The organism is Mesorhizobium atlanticum, from assembly GCF_003289965.1.
Lineage (GTDB): Bacteria > Pseudomonadota > Alphaproteobacteria > Rhizobiales > Rhizobiaceae > Mesorhizobium > Mesorhizobium atlanticum.
In genome coordinates this window covers 568478-594127 of record NZ_QMBQ01000004.1, presented here as the reverse complement: position 1 = coordinate 594127, position 25650 = coordinate 568478, and the positions used below count along the sequence as shown (strand labels likewise).

General features: G+C 64.3%; 21 protein-coding genes. 11 read left to right on the top strand and 10 right to left on the bottom strand.

All coding sequences use genetic code 11. From position 1 onward, the window contains the following. Positions 1-150: 150 nt before the first annotated feature. From DPM35_RS16480 to DPM35_RS16465, 4 genes are all read left to right on the top strand, one after another. Positions 151-3624: an indolepyruvate ferredoxin oxidoreductase family protein gene (locus tag DPM35_RS16480; RefSeq protein ID WP_112128306.1), complete on the top strand. Its 3474-nt coding sequence runs from the start codon at positions 151-153 to the stop codon at positions 3622-3624. A 148-nt stretch (positions 3625-3772) separates the two neighbouring features. Beyond that, positions 3773-6088 carry a putative bifunctional diguanylate cyclase/phosphodiesterase gene (locus tag DPM35_RS16475; RefSeq protein WP_112128305.1) on the top strand — a complete coding sequence of 772 codons (2316 nt, stop codon included), beginning with the start codon at positions 3773-3775 and terminating at the stop codon, positions 6086-6088. 321 nt (positions 6089-6409) lie between these two features. After that, positions 6410-7174, top strand: a complete 765-nt coding sequence (locus DPM35_RS16470; protein ID WP_112128304.1) for an N-acyl amino acid synthase FeeM domain-containing protein — start codon at positions 6410-6412, stop codon at positions 7172-7174. Positions 7175-7366: 192 nt separating this feature from the next. Then, positions 7367-7516: a DUF3096 domain-containing protein gene (locus tag DPM35_RS16465; RefSeq protein ID WP_073989262.1), complete on the top strand. Its 150-nt coding sequence runs from the start codon at positions 7367-7369 to the stop codon at positions 7514-7516. A gap of 9 nt (positions 7517-7525) precedes the next feature. Here the strand turns inward: DPM35_RS16465 and DPM35_RS16460 are convergent, their stop codons facing one another. Continuing rightward, entirely contained in the window at positions 7526-8341 is an 816-nt protein-coding gene (locus DPM35_RS16460; RefSeq protein ID WP_112128303.1) for an alpha/beta fold hydrolase, read from the bottom strand. 233 nt (positions 8342-8574) lie between these two features. On the opposite strand from DPM35_RS16460, the gene DPM35_RS16455 reads away from it, so the two are divergent. The 4 genes from DPM35_RS16455 (at position 8575) to DPM35_RS16440 (ending at position 11959) form a co-directional block, all read left to right on the top strand. Beyond that, positions 8575-8799: an aa3-type cytochrome c oxidase subunit IV gene (locus DPM35_RS16455; RefSeq protein WP_042645175.1), complete on the top strand. Its 225-nt coding sequence runs from the start codon at positions 8575-8577 to the stop codon at positions 8797-8799. Positions 8800-8884: 85 nt separating this feature from the next. Continuing rightward, the gene (locus tag DPM35_RS16450) at positions 8885-10138 is read left to right on the top strand and encodes a Re/Si-specific NAD(P)(+) transhydrogenase subunit alpha (RefSeq protein ID WP_112128302.1); all 1254 of its coding nucleotides are present in this window, start codon (positions 8885-8887) and stop codon (positions 10136-10138) included. Next, positions 10138-10560, top strand: a complete 423-nt coding sequence (locus DPM35_RS16445; RefSeq protein WP_112128301.1) for a proton-translocating transhydrogenase family protein — start codon at positions 10138-10140, stop codon at positions 10558-10560. The genes DPM35_RS16450 and DPM35_RS16445 overlap by 1 nt, the downstream gene beginning before the upstream one ends. Before the next feature lies 1 nt (position 10561). Further along, positions 10562-11959 (top strand): NAD(P)(+) transhydrogenase (Re/Si-specific) subunit beta, encoded by a 1398-nt coding sequence (locus DPM35_RS16440; RefSeq protein ID WP_112128300.1) that lies wholly within the window; start codon positions 10562-10564, stop codon positions 11957-11959. Positions 11960-12086: 127 nt separating this feature from the next. Here the strand turns inward: DPM35_RS16440 and DPM35_RS16435 are convergent, their stop codons facing one another. The 3 genes from DPM35_RS16435 to DPM35_RS16420 all read right to left on the bottom strand — a co-directional run bounded on the left by DPM35_RS16435 (position 12087) and on the right by DPM35_RS16420 (position 16532). Next, complete coding sequence (locus tag DPM35_RS16435; RefSeq protein WP_112128299.1) at positions 12087-13004, bottom strand: hypothetical protein; 918 nt, start codon at positions 13002-13004, stop codon at positions 12087-12089. A 241-nt stretch (positions 13005-13245) separates the two neighbouring features. Then, positions 13246-15717 carry a DNA topoisomerase (ATP-hydrolyzing) subunit B gene (gene gyrB / locus DPM35_RS16425; RefSeq protein WP_112128297.1) on the bottom strand — a complete coding sequence of 824 codons (2472 nt, stop codon included), beginning with the start codon at positions 15715-15717 and terminating at the stop codon, positions 13246-13248. A gap of 242 nt (positions 15718-15959) precedes the next feature. Continuing rightward, positions 15960-16532, bottom strand: a complete 573-nt coding sequence (locus tag DPM35_RS16420; RefSeq protein ID WP_112128296.1) for an NADPH-dependent FMN reductase — start codon at positions 16530-16532, stop codon at positions 15960-15962. Positions 16533-16713: 181 nt separating this feature from the next. Between DPM35_RS16420 and DPM35_RS16415 the strand changes: the two genes are divergently transcribed. After that, positions 16714-18084: a cytochrome P450 gene (locus DPM35_RS16415; protein ID WP_112128295.1), complete on the top strand. Its 1371-nt coding sequence runs from the start codon at positions 16714-16716 to the stop codon at positions 18082-18084. Positions 18085-18093: 9 nt separating this feature from the next. Here the strand turns inward: DPM35_RS16415 and DPM35_RS16410 are convergent, their stop codons facing one another. From DPM35_RS16410 to DPM35_RS16385, 6 genes are all read right to left on the bottom strand, one after another. Beyond that, positions 18094-19077 (bottom strand): complex I NDUFA9 subunit family protein, encoded by a 984-nt coding sequence (locus tag DPM35_RS16410; protein ID WP_112128294.1) that lies wholly within the window; start codon positions 19075-19077, stop codon positions 18094-18096. Between the two features lie 376 nt (positions 19078-19453). After that, on the bottom strand, positions 19454-20455 hold the full coding sequence (locus tag DPM35_RS16405; protein WP_181592042.1) for an Ldh family oxidoreductase: 1002 nt from the start codon (positions 20453-20455) through the stop codon (positions 19454-19456). A gap of 95 nt (positions 20456-20550) precedes the next feature. Continuing rightward, positions 20551-21360, bottom strand: a complete 810-nt coding sequence (locus DPM35_RS16400; RefSeq protein ID WP_112128292.1) for an ABC transporter permease — start codon at positions 21358-21360, stop codon at positions 20551-20553. After that, positions 21360-22070: an ABC transporter permease gene (locus DPM35_RS16395; RefSeq protein ID WP_112128291.1), complete on the bottom strand. Its 711-nt coding sequence runs from the start codon at positions 22068-22070 to the stop codon at positions 21360-21362. Before DPM35_RS16395 ends, DPM35_RS16400 begins: the two co-directional genes overlap by 1 nt. A 150-nt stretch (positions 22071-22220) precedes the next feature. Continuing rightward, positions 22221-23018 (bottom strand): transporter substrate-binding domain-containing protein, encoded by a 798-nt coding sequence (locus DPM35_RS16390; RefSeq protein WP_112128290.1) that lies wholly within the window; start codon positions 23016-23018, stop codon positions 22221-22223. 57 nt (positions 23019-23075) lie between these two features. Further along, on the bottom strand, positions 23076-23891 hold the full coding sequence (locus DPM35_RS16385) for an ABC transporter ATP-binding protein (protein WP_112128289.1): 816 nt from the start codon (positions 23889-23891) through the stop codon (positions 23076-23078). Between the two features lie 209 nt (positions 23892-24100). Between DPM35_RS16385 and DPM35_RS16380 the strand changes: the two genes are divergently transcribed. Both DPM35_RS16380 and DPM35_RS16375 read left to right on the top strand, forming a co-directional pair. Continuing rightward, positions 24101-24973 carry a dimethylarginine dimethylaminohydrolase family protein gene (locus DPM35_RS16380; RefSeq protein WP_112128288.1) on the top strand — a complete coding sequence of 291 codons (873 nt, stop codon included), beginning with the start codon at positions 24101-24103 and terminating at the stop codon, positions 24971-24973. Then, on the top strand, positions 24943-25620 hold the full coding sequence (locus DPM35_RS16375) for a TetR family transcriptional regulator C-terminal domain-containing protein (RefSeq protein WP_112128287.1): 678 nt from the start codon (positions 24943-24945) through the stop codon (positions 25618-25620). Before DPM35_RS16380 ends, DPM35_RS16375 begins: the two co-directional genes overlap by 31 nt. Positions 25621-25650 lie beyond the last annotated feature (30 nt).

Below are 25650 nucleotides of genomic sequence, written 5' to 3'. Positions count from 1 at the left end.
GCGCCGCCGGGCACTCGCCAGACCGTTTGTTGCGTGTTATCTGGCCCCGGCGATTTTGTTTGACCTCACCGCCAAGGGACGAAAGACTGCGGCGTCCCACTCCGACGTTGGCCGCTTTTTGGTAAGCGCCGCCGCAGAGGAATTTGCCTGATGACGCTGCACGACGTCGCGCTCGACGACAAGTTCGACCTTGGCAAGGAGCGCGTCTTTCTGTCCGGCGCGCAGGCCGTCGTGCGCATGCTTCTGATGCAGCGCGAGCGCGATCGCCGCGTCGGCCTCAACACCGCGGGCTTCGTTTCCGGCTACCGCGGCTCGCCCTTGGGCGGCCTCGACATGCAGTTGTGGCGGGCGAAGAAGCAGCTTGAGCAAGCCGACATCGTCTTCCAGCCCGGCCTTAACGAGGAGCTCGCCGCCACCGCTTGCTGGGGTTCGCAGCAGACCGAATTGCTGGGCGAAGGCACGCATGACGGCGTCTTCTCGGTCTGGTACGGCAAAGGGCCGGGGGTCGACCGGTCCGGCGACGTCTTCCGCCACGCCAATCTTGCCGGTTCCTCGAAGCATGGCGGCGTGCTTGCCCTGATGGGCGACGACCACATGGCCGAATCCTCGACCAACGCGCATGCCACCGAGTTCCTGTTCGTCGACACCATGGTGCCGATCCTCAACCCGGCCGGCGTCCAGGAGATCATCGACTACGGCCTCTACGGCTTTGCCATGTCTCGCTTCGCCGGTACCTGGGCGGCGATCAAATGCGTCAAGGACAACATCGAATCGACGGCTTCGGTCGACGCCTCGATCGAGCGTCTGGGCATCGTCATTCCCGAATTCGACATGCCGCCGGGCGGCCTGAACATCCGCCACGAGATCGACATGCTCGGCCAGGAAGAGCGGCTGCACGAGTATAAGCGCGCCGCCGCATCCGCCTTCATCCACGCCAACGGGCTGAACTGCGTCGTCTATTCCGGCGGCCGCAATCCCAAGCTCGGCGTTATCACCATCGGCAAGAGCTATCTCGACGTCCGCCAGGCGCTGGAGGATATCGGCATCGACGAGGCGGCCGCCAACCGGATCGGCATCCGCCTGTTCAAGGTCGGTTGCCCATGGCCGCTCGATTTCCAGCACATTGCCGAGTTCGCCCGCGGCCTCGACACCATCGTCGTCGTCGAGGAGAAGCGCTCGCTGATCGAGGTGCAACTGCGCGAGAACCTCTATGGCACCGCCACGCAGCCGGTGATCGTCGGCAAGAAGGACGAGCGCGGCGACTGGCTGTTTCCGGCCAAGGGCGCGCTCGATCCGAACGAGATCGCGATCGCGCTCGGCGAACGGATCCTGCGCACCATCGGCCCGTCGGAAGAGATTGCCGCGCGGGTGGCGAAGCTGCGCCAGTTCCAGGCGATGCTCGCCGACACACTCGATATCGGCTCGCGCACGCCCTTCTTCTGCTCGGGTTGCCCGCACAATTCCTCGACCAAGGTGCCGGACGGCTCGCTGGCCGCTGCCGGCATCGGCTGCCATTTCATGGCGCTGTGGATGGACAGGAACACCGTCGGCTTCACCGCCATGGGCGGCGAGGGCGCGCAATGGGTCGGCCAGGCGCCGTTCTCCAGGCGCGACCATATCTTCCAGAATCTCGGCGACGGCACCTACAACCATTCCGGTGCGCTGGCGATCCGCTTCGCGCTGTCCTCCGAAGCCAACATCACCTACAAGATCCTCTACAACGATGCCGTAGCGATGACCGGCGGCCAGCCGCATGAAGGTGGCCTGACCGTCGACATGATCGCGAGGCAGGTGCGCGCCGAGGGCGTCGACCGCATCGCCGTCGTCACCGACGAGCCCGGCAAATATGCCGGCAAGGCCGATTTCCCGGCCGGCACAACCATCCACCACCGCGACGATCTCGATCTCGTCCAGCGCGAATTGCGCGACGTGAAGGGCGTTTCGGTGCTGCTCTACGATCAGACCTGCGCCGCCGAAAAGCGCCGTCGCCGCAAGCGCGGCACCTTCCCCGATCCGGACAAGCGCGCCTTCATCAACGAGCTGGTCTGCGAAGGCTGCGGCGATTGCGGCGTGCAGTCGAACTGCGTCTCGATCCAGCCGGTCGAGACCGAATTCGGCCGCAAGCGCCGGATCGACCAGTCGAGCTGCAACAAGGATTTCTCCTGTCTCAACGGTTTCTGCCCGTCTTTCGTCACTGTGCATGGCGGCAAGATCAGGAAGGCCGAAGGCATTGCCGGCAGGGCCGATCCGCTGGACGGAGTGCCGGCGCCGGCCGAATTCCGCATGGGCAACCAGGGCTGGGCGGCGATCATCGACGGCGTCGGCGGCACCGGCGTCGTCACCGTCGGCGCGGTGCTCGGCATGGCCGCGCATCTGGAAGGCAAGGGTTGCGGCATGATCGACATGGCAGGCCTCGCCCAGAAGGGCGGTTCGGTCTTCACCCATGTCCGCATCGCCCCGACGCCCGAGGACATCCACGCCATTCGCGTTTCGGCCGGCAAGGCCGACCTTGTTCTCGGTTGCGATCTCGTCGTCTCCGGCGCCAAGAAGGTGCTGGGCGCGGTGCGCGAGGGCCACACGATCTTCCTCGCCAACACCGCCGAGATCATGCCCGGCGAATTCACCCGCTCCGCCGACTTCTCGCTGCCGGTCGAGCGGCTGAAGAAGGCGATCCGGGCGGCTGCCGGCGACGACAAGGCGCATTTCTTCGACGCCACCCGCACGGCGACCGCCCTGTTCGGCAATTCGCTCGGCGCCAACATGTTCATGCTTGGCTTCGCCTTCCAGCATGGCGGCCTGCCGCTTTCGGCGCAAGCCGTTGAAAAGGCGATAGAATTGAACGGCGAAGCGGTGGCGATGAATATCGCCGCTTTCCGCTGGGGCCGTCGTGCCGCGCATCAGCCTGATTTCGTGCATGGCCTGGTCGCCCAAACCGGCAAGCCGGCGTCAAAACCAGCCGAGACGCTGGATGATGTCATCGCCCGCCGCGTCGCCTTCCTCACCGCTTACCAGAACGCCGCCTATGCCAGGCGCTACGCCGACCGCGTGGCGACGTTGCGCGCCGTTGAAGCCAAGGCCGTGCCGGGCTCGACCGCGGTGACCGAGGCCGTCGCCAGGAATCTCTTCAAGCTGATGGCGATCAAGGATGAGTATGAGGTGGCGCGGCTCTACACCGATGGCACTTTCGCCGCCGACCTCGCCAAGCAGTTCCAGAGCTACGAGAAACTCGAATTCCACCTCGCGCCGCCGATCCTCGGCCGCCGCGGCAATGACGGTAGCCCAAGGAAATCGAGCTTCGGCCCGTGGATGATGAAGGGCTTTCGGCTGCTGGCGGCGATGAAGGGCCTGCGCGGAACCGCGTTGGACCTTTTCGGCTACACGGCCGAGCGGCGCATGGAGCGGCAGGCGTTGAGAGAGTATGAGGCCGATCTCGACCTTATCGCCGGCGCGCTGGCGCCGGGCAGGGTGGAGGCCGCGACGGCCCTGGCCTCCGTGCCGGCGCTGATCCGCGGCTACGGCCATGTCCGGCAGGCCAGCGCCATAAAAGCGGCAAGCGAGCGCTCGCGGCTGATCGAGCGTTTGAATCAAGCCCCCGCGGAGCCATCGCTTCGGGCGGCGGAGTGATCGCGCCGGCGCGTTGATGGCGCCTGGAACCCCTGAATTCCCTTGTCTGTCCCACGGGTCTCAACCCTCTGCAACCGGCATGCAGCGCCGTTCTAAGCCTTTCTTAAGGCGGGTGTGGCATGACAAGGCGTAGCGTTGGGCCAACGGCATGGGTAGAACAAAGACCGAGAACATCCCGGCGGATGTTTATATCCAGTTCGTGCGGGCGTTGTCCGACAACGCCTACATGCTGGTGGTCGGCGGCGTATGCTACTGGATCCTCGGATTAATGATCTACCTGCGGACGCAAGATCCGCTGTATCTTGGCTTCGCCTTCCTTCTGTTGTCGGTCAGCCTCTGGCGTTACTTCAGCATCCGTAGCTTCCTCAGGGGAGGCGGCACCATACCCACTGTCGAAAAGGCAGAGGCGTGGGAACGCAGTTACATTTTCAAAGGCAGTGCGCAGGGCCTCGCATTGGGGTCACTGTGTTTCGTGTCAATCTACCTGCGTCCCGATGACTTTGCCGAACTGGCGTCCGTGTCATTGGCGTTGACCACCCTGCTCACGGTTGTCGGCCGAAGCTACGGATCCAGGCGCATGGTGCAGATTTTTTCCGTGACCCTGATTGGGCCGGCGGCACTTGCGCTCTTCCTGCGCCTGGACCTCCCCGACTTCGTCCTCGGGCTGATGATCATTCCGACGACAATCGTCACCATCAGCAGCGCCGACCATGTCCGCAACGTTCTGTTCTCGGCTGTCATAGGTCACAGGCAGGCCAAGGAGTTGGCGCAAAGGTTCGATCGGGCGCTCAATACGATGTCGCATGGCCTTGTCATGCTCGACGCGGACGGGAAGGTGGTCGTCGCCAATGCCGAGGCCGCTCACCTGATGTCGCTGAAATCCGCCGAGGCAATGCTCGGGCGCTCGATCCACGGCCTTCTGATGCGCGGCGTCGCTGGCGGTATGCTGGCGCCGAAAGATTGCCGCTACATCGAAGTGCAGCTGACGCGCGCCTTGCGCGAGGGCCGCGATCGCAAGGTGCTCGTTTCCCTCGCCAACGGCCAGCATTACGAATTCTCCGCCCGCGAGGGCAGCCAGGAACTGGGCGTCATCACCTTCGAGGACGTGACGGCGCGCGTCGAGGCGGAGGAAAAGATCCGCTTCATGGCGCGTTACGACAATTTGACCGGCCTGCCGAACCGCGCCTATTTCCACGAGCTGGTCGGCGAAGCGATGGCCTCCGGCGATCAGGACCGGCTCTGCGGCCTCGCGGTGCTGGATCTCGACGACTTCAAGAGCGTCAACGACACGCTCGGTCACCCGGTCGGCGACGGGCTGATTTACGCCGTGGCCGAGCGCCTCGCGGCGATCGCGGGACCGGGCATAACCGTCAGCCGCTTTGGCGGCGACGAGTTCATGGTCTTCTTCGACCGGGTCGAGGACGAGAGCCATCTCAGCACCTTGCTCGACGAGATTTTCGCCGACCTGCAGGGCGAAGTGGACGTCGCCGGCCACGGGCTGCGCATTCAGGCCAGCGGCGGTGCGGTGCTGTCCAAGGTCAAGGACACCGATGCGGACGCCATGATCGTCAAGGCCGACCTTGCGCTCTACAAGGCCAAGGAGCTCGGCAAGAACAGCTGGCGGCTGTTCGAGGCGGCCATGGATGCCGCCTTCCGCAATCGCCAGGTGATGAAAGCCGATCTGCGCAGCGCCGTGCAAGCCAAGGAATTGCGCGTCGTCTACCAACCGATCGTGTCGGTAAGCACGATGCGCATCGCCAACTGCGAGGCGCTCTGCCGCTGGGATCATCCGGATCTCGGCCCGATTTCGCCGAGCGTCTTCATCCCATTAGCCGAGGAAATGGGCATTATCTCCGAGATCAGCACCTTCGTGTTGCAGGCGGCCTGCGCGGAATGCGCCAAATGGCCGGCGCAGACCAGCGTTTCGATCAACCTCTCGGCCAAGGATTTCCGCAACCGCGACGTCGTGCAGAAGGTTCGCGACGCGCTGGCGGCGTCAGGCCTTGCGCCGCACCGGCTCGAAATCGAGGTCACGGAGACCGCTTTGCTCGACGACAAATCGCTGACACGCGAGCTGATCGAAGAGATGAAGACGCTTGGCGTCCGCATTGCGCTCGATGACTTCGGCACCGGTTATTCCAGCCTGAGCTATCTCCACAAGCTGCCGCTCGACAAGATCAAGATCGATCGCTCCTTCCTGGTCGATTTGAACCAGAACCGGCAGTCGCTCGACCTTCTGAAGGGCATTGTCGGCCTGTCCCGGACGCTGGGCCTTTCCGTCACCATCGAAGGCGTCGAGACCTTCGAGCAACTGAAGACGCTGGTCCATCTGGTCAAGCCGGACTTCGTGCAGGGCTTCCTCTTCGGCGCCGCGCTCAGCGCGTCGGGCATCGAGACGATGTCGAGCGTCACATGGCCATTTGCGGCGGAGTTGCATATCGCCGGCAAAAGGACAGCCAGCTGAACCGATTTCGGCCAAACTGTAACACTGCCCTCGGTGTCATCCGGGCTCCGATTTTGCGGAGATGACCGTCGCCGTCGCGCAAGTCTAAGCTTGCTACGCCTCGATGCCTTCGAGCCTTGAACTTAGGATGATCCAGCTGACCGCCGGCAGGTCGCCATAGCCGGCCTGTCGGCGTCGAGTTTGCCTTTTTGCTTCAGAGAATCTGCGAAAAGGCCCGGCCGTTAAGGTTAACAAGCGGTAAATCAGCAATATCGAATTTTCAGCTTGTGTCTCATTTCAACTCGAATAGCCTTAATTGCAGGCGGAATTCGAGGACTGACAATGGATGTTGCGAGGAAGAGCGTGTCGGCTGGCGCCAGCGCGAGGATGGACTCCGCGCTCAACCAATCCATGATGCAATTACTGGACCACGTCGAGTATCGTCTGATCACCGGGGGCGAAGATCTGGAGGCGATCTATCGGCTCCGCTACAACTCCTATCGGCGCTCAGGTATGTGCGGCCCGATCGCCGGCGGGATGTTCGAGGACCGCTGGGACAATCTCCCGAACTCCTACCGGTTCGGCGTCTACTTCGACGGCCACCTGGTAAGCACATTGCGGCTGCATCACCTCACCCGCGAGCATCCCTACTCGCCCTCCGTCGACGCCTATCCGGAAATATTAGCCGAGCGGCTGGCGCGCGGAGAGACTTTCATCGACGGAACCCGGTTCGCAACCGATCCAGACCTCGCCCCGGCGCCGGGAGTCTTGCCTTTCCTGACGCTCAGGATTTGCATGGTGGCCTACTGTTATTTTCGCCAGACCGCGATGTTTATCCCGATCAAGTTGGAGCATTCCGCTTTTTATGCCCGCTTTTTCAGCGCCAAGCAGATGACCGAGGGCAAGTCGTTTCCGGGCGTTATCCCTCCGCTCGCATTGTTCGAAATTTCCGGCAATGAAGAGAATTTTCACCGGATACTCGACCGGTTGCCGTTCTTCAGATCGACGCCCATGGAGCAGCGGCTGATGTTCGGCAACCCGGCCATCAACCGGCTGACGCCTCTGTCGATCGTGCCGACGGCGAAATTCTTTCGCGCGGCTGCCTGAACGCAGGTGTGAACCTTTCGCCGGCTGCGCCGTTATTTCGAGCAATTCCAGGAAAAGTGCGGGCGGTTTTCCGTCCGGAATTGCGTCAAACAACGAGATAGCGAGGTTCCTGGTTTCCGTGAAACGGTGAACTCCCTATCTCCGCAGCCCGTCTGACTGGCGTTCGCGCCTGTCGGAGGAAAGGATCCCCAGATGACCATCCATTCATTCGCGCTGACGCCGCTGATCTCGCTGATCGCGGGAGTGCTGATCCTGGTGATGCCCCGGCTGCTCAATTACATCGTCGCGCTTTACCTGATCGTTGTCGGCCTGCTCGGCCTGTTCCCGCATCTCGCCAGTTGAATGAGCCACTCAGCCGGCGAAGAAGCGAAGGGCTGCGGCGACAATCGCTTCGGGCGCATCTTCCTGCATGAGGTGCCCGGAGCCCGAAATGAGCGTCAAGCTGCAGTCGGGCAGCATGGCCGCGAGTTTCGCGCCGCTTTGCGGCGGGATCCAGCGGTCCTGCTCTCCCCACAGCAAGGCCACCGGGCAGCGGAACGCACCATAAAGCGGTTCGACTTCGTCGGTGAAACGCTGATCCATCTGCGCGATCTGCCGATAGAAGGCGGGCTGGCCGACCGGTCCGGTCCATGGTGCGATATAGGGCTGCAGGTCGCCGTCCGACAAAGGCCTGGCGGCTGCGCCCGCGATATAGGCCCTCAGGATCGCCGCCTGGATGTAGTCCGGTACGCCGGCGAAAGCCGGTTCGTGGCGCAAGACATGCTGGACGAAGGGTGAGCCCCAGGGCCGAACCGCCACCGGATCGATCAACAACAGTCTTTCATAATTGCAGCCGTTGATCAGGTGCGCGCGCAAGGCGGTAGCGCCGCCGAAATCATGGGCGATGACGTTCGGCCGGTCGAGCTTCCAGAACTCCAGCATCGCCGCCAGGGCGTTGTTCTGGGTGCCCAGCGAGACGTCCTGGCCTTCGCGTTTCTCGGACTGGCCATATCCCGGCAGATCGTAAAAGTAGAGCGTGTGGTCACGCGCCAGTTCAGGGGCAACGCGGTGCCAGACATGCGAGGAAAAAGGCGTTCCATGAACGAGCACAACGGCGGGGCCGGAGCCGACGGCGCCCCAGGCGATCATGGTGCCGTCCCAGTCGAATCTCTGCGTCGGCAAAATCATGGCGGTTCCTCAGTCGGCTACTCCGGGCGGGCAACGATAGTCTCCTCCCGTCGCGCGGGAAAACGCGAAATAGTCAAAGCATATTGAGAAGGGCTGACAGGCGCCGGCCTCTGTCCGCAGCGGTTTCAACTTTCATTTGAGGCTGTTGTCGCGGGCTGTGCGGCAATAGCGCCATTGCTCTTGGTTCGGCTTTTCGCTATGTGCCTCAAAGGCTTTTTCGAAGGGGTACTTCCATGGCTGATCACACGCCCGCCGGTCCGGTTGAGCTTGGCGCGCAGATGGACTATGCCGAGCACGACCGCACCTACAAGGCCTTCCTTGGCCTTGCCAAATACGGCTCGCTGGTCTGCGCCGCCATCCTCATCGCCATGGCCTTCGGCTTCTTCGTCGGCGGCTTCTTCTCGGGCCTCATCGTGTTCATCCTGATCACGGCCATCGGCACTCTCATTCTGCGGTAGACTTCCCAAGCCCATCGCCCTCGACGTCGCCGGACGTCCGGCCGACGCCTTGCGTAATCAAGGTTCCAGCCGAAAGGATCGTCCGGTGGGACAAATAGTGTTCATCCCTCGTGAGCTTGACCCGAACGAGCCGCGCGTCGCGGCCTCGCCGGAAACGGTCAAGCGCCTGGCCGGTCTCGGTTTCGACGTGATCGTCGAGAAGGGCGCCGGTCTCGGCTCCCGCATCCCCGACCAGGATTTTGCCGCGGTGGGTGCCGCGATTGGAACGGCGGCCGACGCCAAGAAGGCCGATGTCGTGCTGAAAGTGCGCCGGCCAACGGATGCCGAGCTGAAGGGCTACAAGTCCGGCGCCGCCGTCATCGCCATCATGGACCCCTATGGCAACGATGCCGCGGTGGCCGCCATGGCCAGGGCCGGCATCACCGCCTTCTCCATGGAATTCATGCCGCGCATCACCCGCGCGCAGGTGATGGACGTGCTGTCCTCGCAGGCCAACCTTGCCGGCTACCAGGCGGTGATCGACGCGGCCGCCGAATATGATCGCGCATTGCCGATGATGATGACCGCGGCGGGCACGGTGCCGGCGGCAAAAACCTTCATCATGGGGGTCGGCGTCGCCGGCCTGCAGGCGATCGCCACCGCGCGCCGTCTCGGCGCCGTGGTCACCGCCACCGACGTGCGACCGGCGGTGAAGGAGCAGGTGCAGTCGCTAGGCGCCAAGTTCCTGGCGGTCGAGGACGAAGAGTTCAAGGCGGCCGAGACCGCCGGCGGCTACGCCAAGGAAATGTCGAAGGAATACCAGGCCAAGCAGGCGGCGCTGACCGCCGAGCACATCGCCAAGCAGGATATCGTCATCACCACCGCGCTGATCCCTGGACGGCCGGCGCCGAAGCTGGTCTCGGCCGCCATGGTCGCCTCGATGAAGCCGGGTTCGGTGATCGTTGACCTCGCGGTCGAGCGCGGCGGCAATGTCGAGGGCGCGGTTCCCGGCAAGGTCGTGACGACGGAAAACGGCGTCAAGATCGTCGGCCATCTCAACGTGCCTGGTCGTGTCGCCGCATCGGCCTCGCTGCTCTACGCCAAGAACCTTTACGCCTTCCTCGAGACGATGGTCGACAAGACGACCAAGACGCTCGCCATCAAGCGCGACGACGAACTGGTCAAGGCGACGATGCTGACCGACGGCGGCAAGGTGGTGCATCCGAACTTCGCCAAGGCGGCGGAGGAGCCGCGCACCGAGCCGGCGGCCGTTCCGGCGACGACCATGGTTGCCGAAGCCGCCGATCCGAAGCCGGCGGCAAGGAAGAAGGCCGCAGCCAAGCCTAAGGGGACCGCGTGATGGATGCCTTGCAGAAAGCCCTCGACCAACTCGACCAGGCGACCGCCGCCGTGCGGCTGGCGGTGCAGGATCTTGCCAACGCGCCTGCCGGCGCCGAGGCCGCGGGCAACGCTGCCCACGCGCTCTCGGGCGGCGCCATCGATCCCTTCGTCTTCCGCTTCGCCATCTTCGTGCTGGCGATCTTCGTTGGCTATTATGTCGTGTGGTCGGTGACGCCGGCACTGCATACGCCGCTGATGGCCGTCACCAACGCTATCTCTTCGGTCATCGTCGTCGGCGCGCTGCTCGCCGTCGGCATTGCCGCTTCCGGCCTCGCCGCGGGCTTCGGCTTCGTCGCCCTGGTGCTGGTCTCGGTCAACATCTTCGGCGGCTTCCTGGTCACCCAGCGCATGCTCGCCATGTACAAGAAGAAGGAAAAGTGACGTGACCGTCAATCTCGCTTCCTTCCTCTATCTCGTCTCTGGCATCCTGTTCATCCTGGCGCTGCGCGGGCTGTCGCATCCGACCACCAGCCGCCAGGGCAATCTCTACGGCATGATCGGCATGGGCATCGCCATCGCCACCACGCTGGCGCTGGCGACTCCATCGGCCGGCCGCTTCGGCCTGATCGTGCTCGGCCTCGCCATCGGCGGCGGCATCGGCGCCGTCACCGCGCGCCGCATCGCCATGACCTCGATGCCGCAGCTGGTCGCCGCCTTCCACTCGCTCGTCGGCTTCGCCGCCGTCATGGTGGCCGCCGCCGCCATCTACGCGCCGGAGAGCTTCGGCATCGGCACGGCGGGCGACATCCATGCCCAGGCGCTGGTCGAGATGAGCCTGGGTGTGGCCATCGGCGCCATCACCTTCACCGGCTCGGTCATCGCCTTCCTCAAGCTCGACGGCCGCATGTCCGGCAAGCCGATCATGATCGGCGGCCGCCACCTGATCAACATCGTCCTCGGCGTCGCCCTGGTGGTGCTGATCGTGCTTCTGGTCGGCACCGAATCCAAGTTCGTCTTCTGGCTGATCGTCGCCGCCTCGCTGGTGCTCGGCGTGCTCCTGATCATCCCGATCGGCGGCGCCGACATGCCGGTCGTGGTGTCGATGCTGAATTCCTATTCGGGCTGGGCGGCGGCAGCGCTTGGCTTCACCCTCGGCAACCTTGCGCTGATCATCACCGGCGCGCTGGTCGGCTCGTCCGGCGCGATCCTGTCCTACATCATGTGCAAGGGCATGAACCGCTCCTTCATCTCGGTCATCCTCGGTGGCTTCGGCGGCGAGACGGCGGCCGCTGCCGACGACGGCATCGAGCGCACCGTCAAGCAGGGCTCGGCCGACGACGCCGCTTACCTGATGATGAACGCCCAGAAGGTCATCATCGTGCCCGGCTACGGCATGGCGGTCGCCCAGGCGCAGCACGCGCTCCGCGAGATGGCCGACAAGCTGAAGGCCAACGGCGTCGAAGTCAAATACGCCATCCATCCGGTGGCCGGCCGCATGCCCGGCCACATGAACGTGCTCCTTGCCGAAGCCAATGTGCCGTATGACGAGGTGTTCGAGCTGGAGGACATCAACTCCGAGTTCGCGCAGGCCGACGTCGCCTACGTCATCGGCGCCAACGACGTCACCAACCCGTCCGCGCGCGACGACAAGAGCTCCCCGATCTACGGCATGCCGATCCTCGACGTCGACAAGGCCCGCACCTGCCTCTTCGTCAAGCGCTCGCTCGGCTCAGGCTATGCCGGCATCGACAACACGCTGTTCTACAAGGACGGCACCATGATGCTGCTCGGCGACGCCAAGAAGATGACCGAGGAAATCGTTAAGGCCATGGATCACTAAGCCGTAAACTTCTGTAAGAAGGTTGTCGGCCTACCCTGCAGCCCTTGCACAGGAAGGTTATCGGCCTAAGCATCGGAATCGGAAAGCCCGGCCTAAGCCGGGCTTGTCTTTTCCGGGGTAGGTCCCTTTAACGGGTAGCCAGATAGGCGGTCTCTTCTTCGTCTCGCTGCCTGCCGCCGAGAGCGGCTGCGGCACCGGCGATGAAGGCGCCGATGATGAGCGACAGAGTGCCGAGCAGCGCGAAGGTTGCGCTCGCCTTCCGGGCCTTGTCGGCGGCCTGCTGCGCTTTTGTCTTGGCGTCCTGCGCCTTTGCCAGCAATGCGTCGACGCGTGTCTTGGCATCCGCCTCGGATAGGCCGGTGCGGGCCGCGACCAGTTGCGACAGATAGGCTTTGTCGTCGGGGGAGACTTCGCCTGCTGTGGCACTGGCAATCAGGATGCGCGTGGCCTGCGCGGTGGCCGCGGCGTCGCTTTCCGGATTAGCTGCCGCCAATTTGCTGGCGTCCGCCGGTCTAAACAGCGAATCCACCAGATAGGATGTTGCATTGTCCACCGTTGCCGGGCTGCCTGTCGTGGAGGCACCCGCCGAGGCGCCCATTGCGGCGCCGGATACCACTGTCGAAGCAGCCTGCACGCCGGAGCCCAGCATCGACGTCACCGCTGAGCCGAGCAGACCGACAGCAAGAAGCGTCGCAAGCGCCCAGGCCAGGAAGCCATGTGCAGTGTCGCGGAAGAACACCTCGTCTGTGTGAACGTCGACCCATTTGGTACGCAGACGTCCTGCGAGATAGCCGCCAACGCCGGATGATAGCCATTGGACGACGACCAGCCAAACCGCTGTCGAGATCGCGAAGGTGGTGACGGAAGCACCTGAACCCGCCCAGGGTGATATCATGCTGAGGCCTAGCCCGGAGCCAAGCAGCATCAGGACAAAACTCAACGTGGAAGCGGCAAAGGCGCCGGCGATGATCGGACCCCAGCTGATCGCCGAAGCAGAGGATTCGGTTGAAACGGTGCTGCCGACAGCCGAAAGAGTGGACTGCATATCAGCCCCCTATCGCGCGAACAGCATGATGAGGATGATGATTGGGATTGGAACTCCTAGCAGCCAAAGCAAGATGCCGCGTCCCATGGAAGCCTCCTGAGAAATCGTGATCGATGTTGTCACAATGTCCCGGCAGGCCTTCTGTTCCGGCGGCTTTTTGAAATGTCGTTCAAGGTTATCAAAACAATGCCGGCGCACTTGGCGCGACGGCATCGGAAAACAAGCTCAGTTTTGTGGGTATCTAAATATCCAGATTGGCCACCGACAGCGCGTTGTCCTGGATGAACTCGCGCCGCGGCTCCACCTCGTCGCCCATCAGCCGCGAGAACAGCGAGTCGGCGTCGGTCGCGTCATTGACCTTGACCTGCAGCAGCGAGCGCACATTCGGGTCCAGCGTGGTTTCCCAGAGCTGCTCGGCGTTCATCTCGCCGAGACCCTTGTAGCGCTGCATGGTGAGGCCCTTGCGGCCGGAAGCGAACACCGCGTTGAGCAGCGCCAGCGGTCCCGAAACAAGCTCGGAGTTCTCCTTGCGGCGCAGCGTCGGCTGCTCGCCATAGACTTCCGAAAGCCGCGGCGCGTAGCGGTCGAGCTGGCGCGCATCGGCCGAAGCGATCAGCCCGGCATCGAGCTGCACAACATCCTTCACGCCGCGCACGGTACGCTCGAAGACATAACCGCCGGAGCCGTCATTGGAGGTCGAAAGCCGTCCGGTCCAGCCGCGCTCGGTCTCCTCGGCGATCATGTCCAGCCGCTGCGCGACGCGCTCGGCCATGGCGTTGGCGCGGCCGAGATCGGCAAGCACGTCGGCGTTGAGCGCGCCGGCGATCGCCGCCTGCTCGACGACGCTGCGGTTGTAGCGTGTGTGCAGCCCGTTGATCAGCTGGCGCACTGCCAGCGCGTCGTCGACGGAGGCGCGCAGGTCCTGTCCCGTCCGCATCTCGCCGGAGGCCAGCACCAGCGAGGCTTCATCCAGCCCGGACTCGATCAGATATTCCTCATAGGCGGTTTCGTCCTTGAGATATTGCGAGCTCTTGCCCCGCGTCACTTTGTAAAGCGGCGGCTGGGCGATGTAGAGATGGCCGCGCTCGATCAGCTCCGGCATCTGCCGGAAGAAGAAGGTGAGCAGCAGCGTGCGGATGTGGGCGCCGTCGACGTCGGCGTCCGTCATCAGGATGATCTTGTGGTAGCGCAGCTTGTCGGCGTTGAACTCGTCCTTGCCGATCGAGGTGCCGAGCGCGGTGATGAGCGTGCCGATCATCTCGGAAGAGAGCATGCGGTCGAAGCGGGCCCGCTCGACGTTGAGGATCTTGCCGCGCAGCGGCAGGATCGCCTGGTTCTGGCGCGAGCGGCCGCCCTTGGCCGAGCCGCCTGCGGAGTCACCCTCGACGATGAAGATTTCCGATTTGGCCGGATCGCGCTCCTGGCAGTCGGCGAGCTTGCCGGGCAAAGAGGTGACGCCGAGCGTGCTCTTGCGCGTGATGTCGCGCGCCTTGCGCGCGGCTTCGCGCGCCGCGGCCGCCTGGATCACCTTCTCGACCACAACCCTCCCTTCGCTCGGATGCTCTTCCAGCCAGGTGCCGAGCGCCTCGTTGACCAGGCTTTCCACGACCGGACGAACCTCGGAGGACACCAGCTTGTCCTTGGTCTGCGAGGAGAATTTCGGGTCAGGCACCTTGACCGAAAGAACGGCGGTCAGGCCTTCGCGGCAGTCATCGCCGGTCAGCGAGACCTTTTCCTTCTTGGTCTGGCCTGAGGCCTCGCCATAGCCGGTGATCTGCCGGGTCAGCGCCGCGCGGAAGCCGGCCAGATGCGTGCCGCCGTCGCGCTGCGGGATGTTGTTGGTGAAGGCCAGCACGTTCTCGTGGTAGCTGTCGTTCCACCACATCGCCACTTCGACGGTGATGCCGTCGCGCTCGGCGCGGATGGCGATCGGGGCCTCGATCAGCGGCTTCTTCACCCGGTCGAGATATTTGACGAACTCTTCCAGGCCGCCGTCATAATGCAGCTCATGACGCACGAGATCGGCATGGCGCGCATCGGTCAGCACGATGCGCACGCCGGAATTGAGGAAGGCAAGCTCGCGCAGCCGGTGCTCCAGCGTGTTGTAGTCGAACTCGACCATGGTGAAGGTCTCGGCCGACGGGAAGAAGGTGATCTCGCTGCCGCTGCGGCCTTCGTAAGTGCCGGGCTGCTTGTCCTGCACATAGGTGCCGGTGACCTTAAGCGGCGCGTCGGCATTGCCATGCGTGAAGCTCATCTCGAAGATTTCGCCGTTGCGGCGGATCTTGAGCTTGAGCCAGGCGGAAAGCGCGTTGACCACCGAGACGCCGACGCCATGCAGGCCGCCGGAGACCTTATAGGAGTTCTGGTCGAATTTGCCGCCGGCATGCAGCTGCGTCATGATCACTTCGGCCGCCGAAACACCCTCCGAGGGGTGGATATCGGTAGGAATCCCGCGGCCGTTGTCGATCACGGTGACGGAACCGTCGGGGTTGAGCGTCACCGAGACGAGGTCGGCATGGCCGGCCAGCGCCTCGTCGATGGCGTTGTCCACCACCTCATAGACCATGTGATGCAGGCCCGAGCCGTCATCGGTGTCGCCGATATACATGCCCGGCCGCTTGCGCACGGCATCCAACCCCTTCAAAACCTTGATGGAATCGGCGCCGTACTCGGCTTCCGCGCCGTTGGCGCTTTCGGTCTGATCGCTCATGAAAACCTGTCTGATTGATGTCGCTGGTCCGGCGCGGAAAAATGGCCGCGAATCGCGCCGTTTTGATGTCCTAGATATAGGCGCAAATGGCGGATTTTCCAAGGTTTGCGGGCATTTTGCCGGCTTGGCGACAAGGCGTTTCCACGCCTGTGCGGGACGCGGCGCGCGCACGGGGACGTTCGGCCGTGAAAGCCGCACCGAAACGCGGCCTCGCAACTGCCTTCCTGGGGGAAACTTGGCGCCTATCCGGCGGCGCGCAGCGTCCTTAGCGCCTCGCTCCAGCGGAACAACTCGTCGAGCATCGTCTTCGCGCCGCCCAACACCTGTTCGCTCGGATGGTATGCGCGGTTCTGGTCAAGCAGCTTCGCATAGGCGGGCAGCGCCACGCCTTCCGGGATCGGCATGACGCCGACCGAGGTGAGCAGCGGCTTCAGCGACTGCGCCGCACGCAACCCGCCGGACACGCCGCCATAGCTGAAGATCGCCGCCGGCTTGTAGCGCCATTCATGCAGCAGATAGTCGATGGCGTTCACGATCGCGGGCGCCACGAAGTAATTATACTCGGGCGCCACGAACACGAAGGCGTCGGCGGCATCGATCGCCTTCGACCACGCCTTGGTGTGGTCGTTCTCATACTTGCGCAGGCGCGGATGATGCGGCTCGTCGAGCATCGGCAGGCTGAACGCGGCGATGTCTGTCAGCGCCGGCTCGAACTTGCCGTGCTCGCGCGCGAATCCTTCCAGCCATTCGCCGAAGATCGGGCCGGCGCGTCCCGGCCGTGTGCTGCCGATGATGATGTTCAACCGATGCTTCACGGGAGGGCTCCTTGCTTGGCGGTATCCATTGGTGACTAAAGCAGGTTGCCACCGGCAACAAGCAGCTATTGGCTGATGCTGCTCACAATCCGGCGATGCGGCCGATCGTATGCTGCCGTCCGGTCACATGGACGCCGGCCCTGTCGGGCACTACATTCACCGCTGTCAGCGGAGCATCTTCATGGACACCAAGCCCGCCCCCTTCGTGCCGCCGGCGCCCAAGCCGCGCACTGAGCCGCCTTCGACGCTGGAGATGATGCGCATCGTCTACCGCAACCCGCTCGAATTGTGGGGCGAGCACACCTACAACGAACCTTGGGTTTCGGCGAATGGTGTCGGCGGACATCTGATCGTCGCCAACGATCCTGGCCTCATCCGCCATGTGCTGATCGACAACGCCAAAAACTACAAGATGGCGACGGTGCGCCAGCTGATCCTGCGACCGATCCTGCGCGACGGGCTGCTGACCGCCGAGGGCGAAGTCTGGAAGCGTTCGCGCAAGGCGATGGCGCCGGTTTTCACGCCGCGCCACATCTTCGGTTTCGCCCCGCCAATGCTGAAGCGCACGCTGGAATTCGTCACCCGCTATGAAGCGGGCGGCACGACCGATGTCGCGCATGACATGACGCTGCTCACCTATGACATCCTGGCCGAGACGCTGTTTTCCGGCGAGATCGCCGGCGAGCCGGGCAGCTTCGCCAAGGAGATCGACCGCCTGTTCGAGACCATGGGCCGCGTCGACCCGCTTGACCTGTTGCGCGCTCCGGAATGGCTGCCGCGCCTGACCCGCATCCGCGGCCGCAAGACCATGGCCTATTTCCGCAACATCGTCGCCGGCACGGTGAGGATGCGCGAGGAGCGGATCAAACGCGATCCTGATGGCGTGCCGCAGGATTTCCTCACGCTTCTGCTGCGCGCCGAGGGACCGGACGGGCTGACCCGCGGCGAAGTCGAGGACAACATCATCACCTTCATCGGCGCCGGTCACGAGACGACCGCGCGGGCGCTGGGCTGGACGATCTATTGCCTGGCCGAGGCGCCCTGGGAACGCGACAAGGTCGAGCAGGAGATCGACGCCGTGCTGGCGCGCGAGCCCGATCCGACCAAGTGGCTGGACGCCATGCCGCTCACCCGCGCCGCTTTCGAGGAGGCGCTCAGGCTCTATCCGCCGGCGCCTTCGATCAACCGCGAGCCGATCGAGCCGGAGACCTGGAACGGCCTCTACATCCCGAAACACGCCGCCGTGCTGGTGATGCCCTGGGTCGTGCATCGCCACCGCAAGCTGTGGGACAGGCCGGACGCCTTCATGCCCGAGCGCTTCCATCCGGAAAACCGCGACCGGATCGACCGCTTCCAATACCTGCCTTTCGGCGCCGGTCCACGCGTCTGCATCGGCGCCAGCTTCGCCATGCAGGAGGCGATCATCGCGCTGGCGATCCTGCTGTCGCGCTTCCGCTTCGACGTGACCTCCGACACCAAGCCATGGCCGGTGCAGAAGCTCACCACGCAGCCGCAGGGCGGCCTGCCGATGCAGGTCACCCGGCGGGCGTAAGGCCCGTTTCTAGCGGTCGGCGATCGGCCGGCGCTGCTGGAACTGGCCGGCAGCGCGGAAGCGCCAGAGATAGCTGGGCAGGATAGTGGCGATCGCCTGCGGCTGGATGCCCAGGCCGGTCAGCGTCCGGGCGGCCTTGGCGGCTTCGTCCGAAACGACATTGTGCTCGCGCAGCTGCAGCACCTGGTCCTTGGTCAAGAGCGGATTGGGCAGCAGCTGGAGGATCGACGCCTGGATGTTGGCCACCCACCACGGCACCGGCACCAGCAGCCGCCGGCGCTCGATGACCGTCAGCAGCTCTTCCATGCATTCCTTGAAGGTCAGCACCTGCGGGCCGCCGAGCTCATAGACCTGGCCGCCCTTGACATCGCCGTCGACCGAGCGCGCCACCGCTTCGGCGACGTCGCCGACATAGACCGGCTGGAACTTGTTCTGTCCGCCGCCGATCAGCGGCAGCATCGGAGAATAGCGCGCCATGTTGGCGAAGCGGTTGAAGAAGGAGTCCTCCGGCCCGAAATTGATCGACGGGCGGAAGATGACGGCGTCGGCGATCGTATCGAACACCGCCTTTTCGCCGAGCGCCTTGGTGCGGGCATAGCTGGACGGCGAATTCAAATCGGCGCCGAGCGCCGAGATGTGGGTGAGGCCGGCGCCGACCGAGCGTGCGGCCTCGGCGACGGCGCGTGCGCCGAAATCGTGCACCGCGCCGAATTTCTGGCGACCCGTCTCATGCAGGATGGCGACAAGGTTGACGACATGGTCGGCGCCCTGCACGGCGCGGTCGACCGACCAGCGCACGCGCACATTGGCCTGCACCGGCTGGATCTGGCCGACATTGCCGAGCGGCTGCACGTGGCCGGCAAGGTCGGGCCGCCGGCAGGCGACGCGGATGCGGTAGCCGCGCTTGGCCAGCGCGCGGACGACATGGCGACCGACGAAGCCCGAGCCGCCGAAGACGACGACGAGCTTGGGTGTCTGCAGGATTTCGGTCATGACTGGCTCCGCGCGCGTGCTTGGCTGAAGCCGTTTCTTAATCGGTTTCTCGCCAAAGGCAAAGAGCGACCGGAGGTCGCCATTGCCCTGTTTTTGAACTTGCCCGGAATGCCGCTCCGCTGCACGGCGAAGAAACAGAAAACCCCGCCGAAGCGGGGTTTTCCGGGCAGTTCCACGCCGAAACAGGGTCCAACGAGGCGGCCTGACCTGAGACGGTATCAAGGTGGCGTGAAGCAAGCACGCCCGCCCCCGCCCTGAACGCCCGGCGCGGCGCCGCCAACCGCGAGCCGAACGAAGCCAACCAGGCGGCTCGCGGTGTGGGGTGCCGGATATGGGTGGCGTCAGGCGGGGAAAAGGTTCATCCGCGTCGGAAAAGTCAGGCCGAATAGCGCTCGGCGAATTCCGAAATGCGCTGCACCACCGCCCTGGACGTGGTGATGCCGCGCGCCTTTGCCTTCTCCGCAGCTTCGGCGCGAGAGCGGCCGGGAATATGCACGCCGTAACGCCGCCGCAACCGGTCGAGCTGGTCTTTCATGCGCTGCTCGAAATCCGGGTCGAGCAGTTTTGGCTCGATGGCGAGAACGAAGAGGCCGGTGCCGGGGCTGTCCGGTCCGCCGGTGAACCAGGGCGCGTCGAGTGACCAGTTGGCGCCGGAAATGCCGGCGGCCAGCACCTCGACCATCAAGGCGATGTTGGCGCCGCGCTGGCCGCCGAAGGCGAGCATCGCGCCCTTCATCGCCGCCGCCGGATCGGTCGTCGGGTTGCCGCTGGCATCCAGCGCCCAGCCCTCGGGGATTTTCTTGCCGTCCTCGGCCGCCTTGCGGATGTTGACGAAGGCGGTGGCGCTGGACGACTGGTCGATGACCAGCGGCGGCCCGTCGGCGGCGGGCGAGGCGAAGGACATCGGGTTGGTGCAAAAGACCGGCTTGACCGAGCCGGAGCCGGCAAGCACCGCCGGCCCGTTGGTGGCGGCGAAGGACACCAGCCTCTGTTCGGCCAGCCGCCCGGTGAAATAGCCGAGCGCGCCGCATGTATAGGCGTTCTTCTGCGAGAAGATCGACACGCCGAACAGTTTTGCCGCCTTGACCAGGTCGTCGATCGTGCGGTCGAAGCCGGTATGGGCAAGCCCGCCGCGCGCGTCGGAGTGGTAGACGGCGAGCGCCGGCCTTGTGATCACCGGATCGGCATTGCCGTCGATGCGGCCGGCTTCGAGCGCCTCCAGATAGTCGATGAAATGCGACAGCCCGACCGTCGACAGGCCCTCGGCTTCGGCTGCGATGATCGAAGCGGTCAGCGACTGCGCCGCCTCCTCATTGGCGCCGGCGCCGAGCGCCGCCATCCGGCATAGGCCTGTTGCCTGGTCGAGAGTGAGTTGCATCAGGGCTGCTCCTGAGTGAGTAGGAAGTAGGGAGTAGTCAGTAGGGTAAAACCAGCAAGCGGCCCACTACTCACCACTCACTATTCACTACTCACTTATCCGATCTTCACCGGAATCCGCGCCTCGATCCGGCTGAACACGAAGACCAGGATGCCGGTGATCGTCATATAGATCAGCGCCAGAAGCAGCAAAGGCTCGTAGGTCAGGTAGGTGTCCTGGCGCACCTTGGAGGAGACGGCGAAGATGTCGATGACACTGATTGTCGCCACCAGCGGTGTCGACTTCAACTGCAGCACCGTTTCGCCGGTCAGCGTCGGCAGCGCCCGGTAGAAGGCCTGCGGCAGCCAGATGCGGCGGAAGATCTTCCAGCGGCTCATGCCGAACGCGCGGGCGGCCTCCAGCTGTCCTCGCGGCACGCCGGCAAAGGCGCCGCGCATCACTTCGCCCTCATAGCCGGCGAAGGAGAAGGTCAGCGCCACCACGGCATAGGGCCAGGCCTGTCTGAGATATGGCCAAAGCCAGGATTCGCGGATCCACGGATATTGCGGGAAGATCGAGCCGAGGCCGTAATAGAGCAGCCAGAGCTGCAGGAGCAGCGGCGTTCCCCGGATGACGGTGCAGAAGACCTTGGCCGGTGCCGAGAACCAGATCGGTCCGCCGGCCTGGGCGAGCCCGAGCGGCACGGCCAGCGCGAAGCCCAGCGCGCAGGTGACGGCCAGGATCCAGAGCGCCCGCCAGATGCCCATCAGGCCCATTTCCCAATATTGCGGCAGCCAGTCCCAGCGCATGAAGAAGGCGGCGCAGAGGACCAGCGCCAGCGCAATCAGGATGAGCACGATGCGATGCGGCTTCAGCCAGATCGAGGCGCGCACCGCCATGTTGATCGCACTGGCTTCGGCCGACATCAGCGCGCCTCCTTGACAGAGGGCATGCCGCGCCGCGACCAGGCCTCGACGCGGCCGATGATCAAGTTGGAGAACAGCGTCACCGCCAGGTAAAGCACGCCGGCCGCGAGATAGAAGATCAGATAGGCTTTGGTGACGCCTGCCGCCTGCCGGGTCGCCAGCGTCAGCTCGAAGAAGCCGACGACGGCGAGCAGCGCGGTGTCCTTGGTGGCGATGAGCCACAGATTGGCAAGGCCGGGAATGGCGAAGGGCAGCATCGCCGGCAGGGTTATGCGCCTCAGCATCAGACCGGGCGGCATGCCATAGGCGCGGGCGGCCTCGATCTGGCCTTGCGGGATGGCGAGGATGGCGCCGCGGATGACTTCGGTCGAATAGGCGCCCTGGACGAAACCCAGCACGAAAATGCCGGCCGCCAGCCCGCTGATGTCGACACGGCTGTAGCCCATCGCCGCCAGCACCTGGTTGATGAGATCGGTGCCGGCATAATAGAGCAGCAGGATCAGCACTAGTTCCGGCACCGCGCGGACCACCGTGGTGTAGACGGCCAGCAGATCGCGCGTGACCGGCCCGCCATAGAGCTTGCCGAAGGCGCCGGCGACGCCGATCAGCAGGCCGAGGCAGGTGGCGCCGATGGCGATCTCGAGCGAATGCAGCAGCCCGACCAGCAGCGTATAGCCCCAGCCGGGCGGCACGGGCGACAGGAGTTCCATGATGCCGGCCGCGGAGGCCGGAAGAAAGGCGTCGATCAGCTTCGCCCCCGGATTGCTGGCAAGCCACTGAAGCCAAGGTCAGCGGCAGGCGTGCGTGGCAAGGATCGGGCATGGCGCGGACGCCATGCCCTCACTCATTTGCGAGAGGGTTCAGTTCGACTGCGGAGCGCCGCCATAGATGTCGAAGTCGAAATACTTCTTCGAGATCTCGTCATATTTGCCGTTGGCGCGGATCGCCTTGATGCCGGCGTTGAACTTTTCCTTGAGCGCGGTGTCTTCCTTGCGGATGCCGGCGCCGACGCCCGGTCCAAGCACCTCGTCGTCCGGGGCCACCATGCCCTTCAGGTCGCAGCAGGCCTTGCCCTGGTCGGTTTTCAGGAATTCGCCCAGCGCGATCGAGTCGGCCTGCACCGCGTCGATACGGCCGGCGGCCAGATCGTTGTTGGCCTCGTCCTGCGTCTGGTATTCCTTGATCTCCTGCGCACCGGTGAAGTGCTTCTTGGCGTAGACGGCATGCACGGTCGACACCTGGACGCCGATCACCTTGCCCTTGAGATCGTCCGGCGTGGCGCCGAATTTCTGGTCCTTCGGCCCGATGATCGCGGTTGGCGTGTTGTAGTACTTGTCCGAGAAGTCGATCGTCTTCTCGCGCTCGGCGGTGATCGACATCGAGGAGACGATGGCGTCGATCTTCTTGGTGGTCAGCGCCGGGATGATGCCGTCCCAGGCGACAGGGGTGATCACGCAGTCGAGCTTCTCTTCGGCGCAGACGGCGTCGACGAAATCGATCTCCCAGCCGACCCATTTGCCGCTGGCGTCGGGCGAGGTGAAAGGCGGGTAGGGCTCGGCGGCAACGCCGATCTTGACCTGCTCGGCCTTGGCCACGCCACCCATCGCCGCGACGCCGAGAAGCAGCGCGGCGGCGAAGGTCTTGAGAACAGTCTTCATGTCAGGACTCCCAATTTGTTGTTGTTCCCGGTTTTTCGCTCCGCTTGATGCCGGCCCCTAGCCGACATTGCGGAGGAATTGTTTGAGCCTTTCGGATTTGGGCGCGCCGAACAGCTGTTCCGGCGGGCCTTCCTCCTCGACCAGTCCGTTGTAGAGGTAGACGACATGCGTCGCGACCTCGCGGGCAAACTTCATTTCATGCGTCACCAGCACCATGGTGCGCCCCTCGCGCGCCAGGTCGCCGATCACTTTCAGCACCTCGCCGACAAGCTCCGGATCGAGCGCGGAGGTCGGTTCGTCGAACAGCATCACCCGCGGATTGATCGCCAGCGCCCGGGCGATCGCGGCGCGCTGCTGCTGGCCGCCGGACAGGAAGGCCGGATAGACGTCGCGCTTCTCCGCCAGCCCGACGCGGGCAAGCAGCTTCTCGGCCTGGGCGATCGCTTCGTCGCGCTTGACGCCCAGCACATGCACCGGAACCTCGATGACGTTCTCGATCAGCGTCATGTGGCTCCACAGGTTGAAATTCTGGAACACCATGCCGAGCCGCGAGCGGATCCGCTCGATCTGCCGGCGGTCGGCCGGAACGGTATGGCCGTGGCTGTCGGCCTTGAGCTTGATCTCCTCGCCATTGACCCGGATGATGCCGCTGGTCGGGTTTTCGAGGCAGTTGATGCAGCGCAACAGCGTCGATTTGCCGGAGCCGGAGCCGCCGATGATGGCGACCACCTCGCCGTCGCGAGCCGACAGCGAAACGCCCTTCAGGACGTGCAGCTGGCCGAATTTCTTGTGCAGGTTCTCGACATGGATGGCTTCGGCGGCGGCGCTTTGCGCCTTGCCGGATTGGACTGGGGCAGCGTCCGCCACGCTCACCGGGCGACCTCTATATGGTCGAAGGCAGTTCGTCGAACGTCCATCCGGCTAATCAACATACGCTGTACTGTCGCTCCAGATTTCAGCATGGACCCGACAGCGCGAGCCCGTCAATCCCGCTCATTACGGCACTTGCGGCGTTGTTGTGCAAGTGTATAAATAGCCTTTCATGAAATTTTTTCGCTTTTTTTCATCTTAGAAGGGCATCGATGAGCGCTTTCGGATCACAGTCGATGGCGGCGCCGCTGCGGCGCGTGCTGATGCGTTCGGCGGCCAACGCCATGCGCGGCGCCGACAGGGCCGCTTGGCACTATGGCCCGGGTTTCGACCCGGCGAAAGCTGCAATGCAGCACGCGGTCCTTGCCGAGCTGGTGGCGGCTTCAGGTGCCGAAATAGAATGGATCGAGGACAAGGCCGACGGTCTCGCGGATTCGGTGTTCACGCACGACCCGTCGCTGATGACCGATCGCGGCGCGCTGATCCTGTCGATGGGCAAGCCGTTGCGCGCCAAAGAGCCTTCGCTGCATGAGGAGACCTATAAAAAGCTGGGCATTCCGGTCCTTGGCCGCGTCGAGGCGCCCGGCCAGGTCGAAGGCGGTGACTGTGTATGGGTGGATGCCCGCACGCTGGCGATCGGGCGCGGCGTGCGCACCAACCAGGAAGGCATCCAGCAGGTCGCCAATCTGCTGACGCCGCTCGGTATTTCCGTCTACGGCTTTGACCTGCCGCTGTGGCAGGGAGAAGAGGCGTGCCTGCATCTGATGTCGGTGATCAGCCCGCTGGCCGACGACCTGGCCCTGGTCTATTCGCCACTTCTGCCGGCCCCGTTCTACCAGATGCTGAAGGCGCGCGGCATCCGCCTGGTCGAGGGCGATGCGCAAGAGTTCGCCGCCTCCAATGGCCTCAGCCTGAACGTGCTGCCGACCAGCCCGTTCAAGGTCATTGCCGTGGCCGGCTTTCCCAAGACGAAGGCCGCGATGGAAGCCGCCGGCTGCGTGGTCGAAACCTTCGAGGCGGATGCGCTCTGCATCGCCTGCGAGGGCGGCCCGACATGCCTGACGCGGCCGATCCTGCGCCAATGAATGCGCCGTCCCGTCGCAAGTTCCGTCGCGAGGGCGAGGAGCGGCGGCGGCAGGACCTGATCGACGCGACCCTGGACAGCGTTGCCGAACATGGCCTCGAGGGCGCCACCGTGCGCACCATCGCCTTGCGCGCCGGCGTCACCGCCGGGCTGATCCGCCACTATTTCCCCGGCAAGGAGGATTTGCTGCAGGAGGCCTATGCGGCGTTGATGGGCCGCATGACAGAGCAGGCGAAAGCGGCATTGCTCATGGAAGACGCTTCGCCGCGCCAGCGACTTGCCGCCTTCGTCACCGCCAATCTCAACGCGCCGATCATCGACCAGCGGGTGTTTTCGCTCTGGGCGACCTTCATCGGCCGTGCCGGCGCCGATCCGACGCTCGCCCGCGCCCACCGCGAAGGCTATCTCGGCTTTCGCAACGAGGTGGAAGCCGTCGTGGCCGAAGTGCTCGCGGCCGAACGGCGCAAGCCGGACGCAAGCGAACTGCGCCACCATGCCATCGCGATCAACGCGATCATCGACGGGCTCTGGATCGAAGGCTGCCTGGCCGGCGAGATGTTCTCGCCTGGCGAATTGGCGGCGATCGGCATCAAAGCCATAGAGGCCGAGCTCGGCCTCGCGCCGGAAAAGCAATTCCAGGAAAAGTGAGAAGCGGTTTTCCGTCCGGAATTGCGTAAG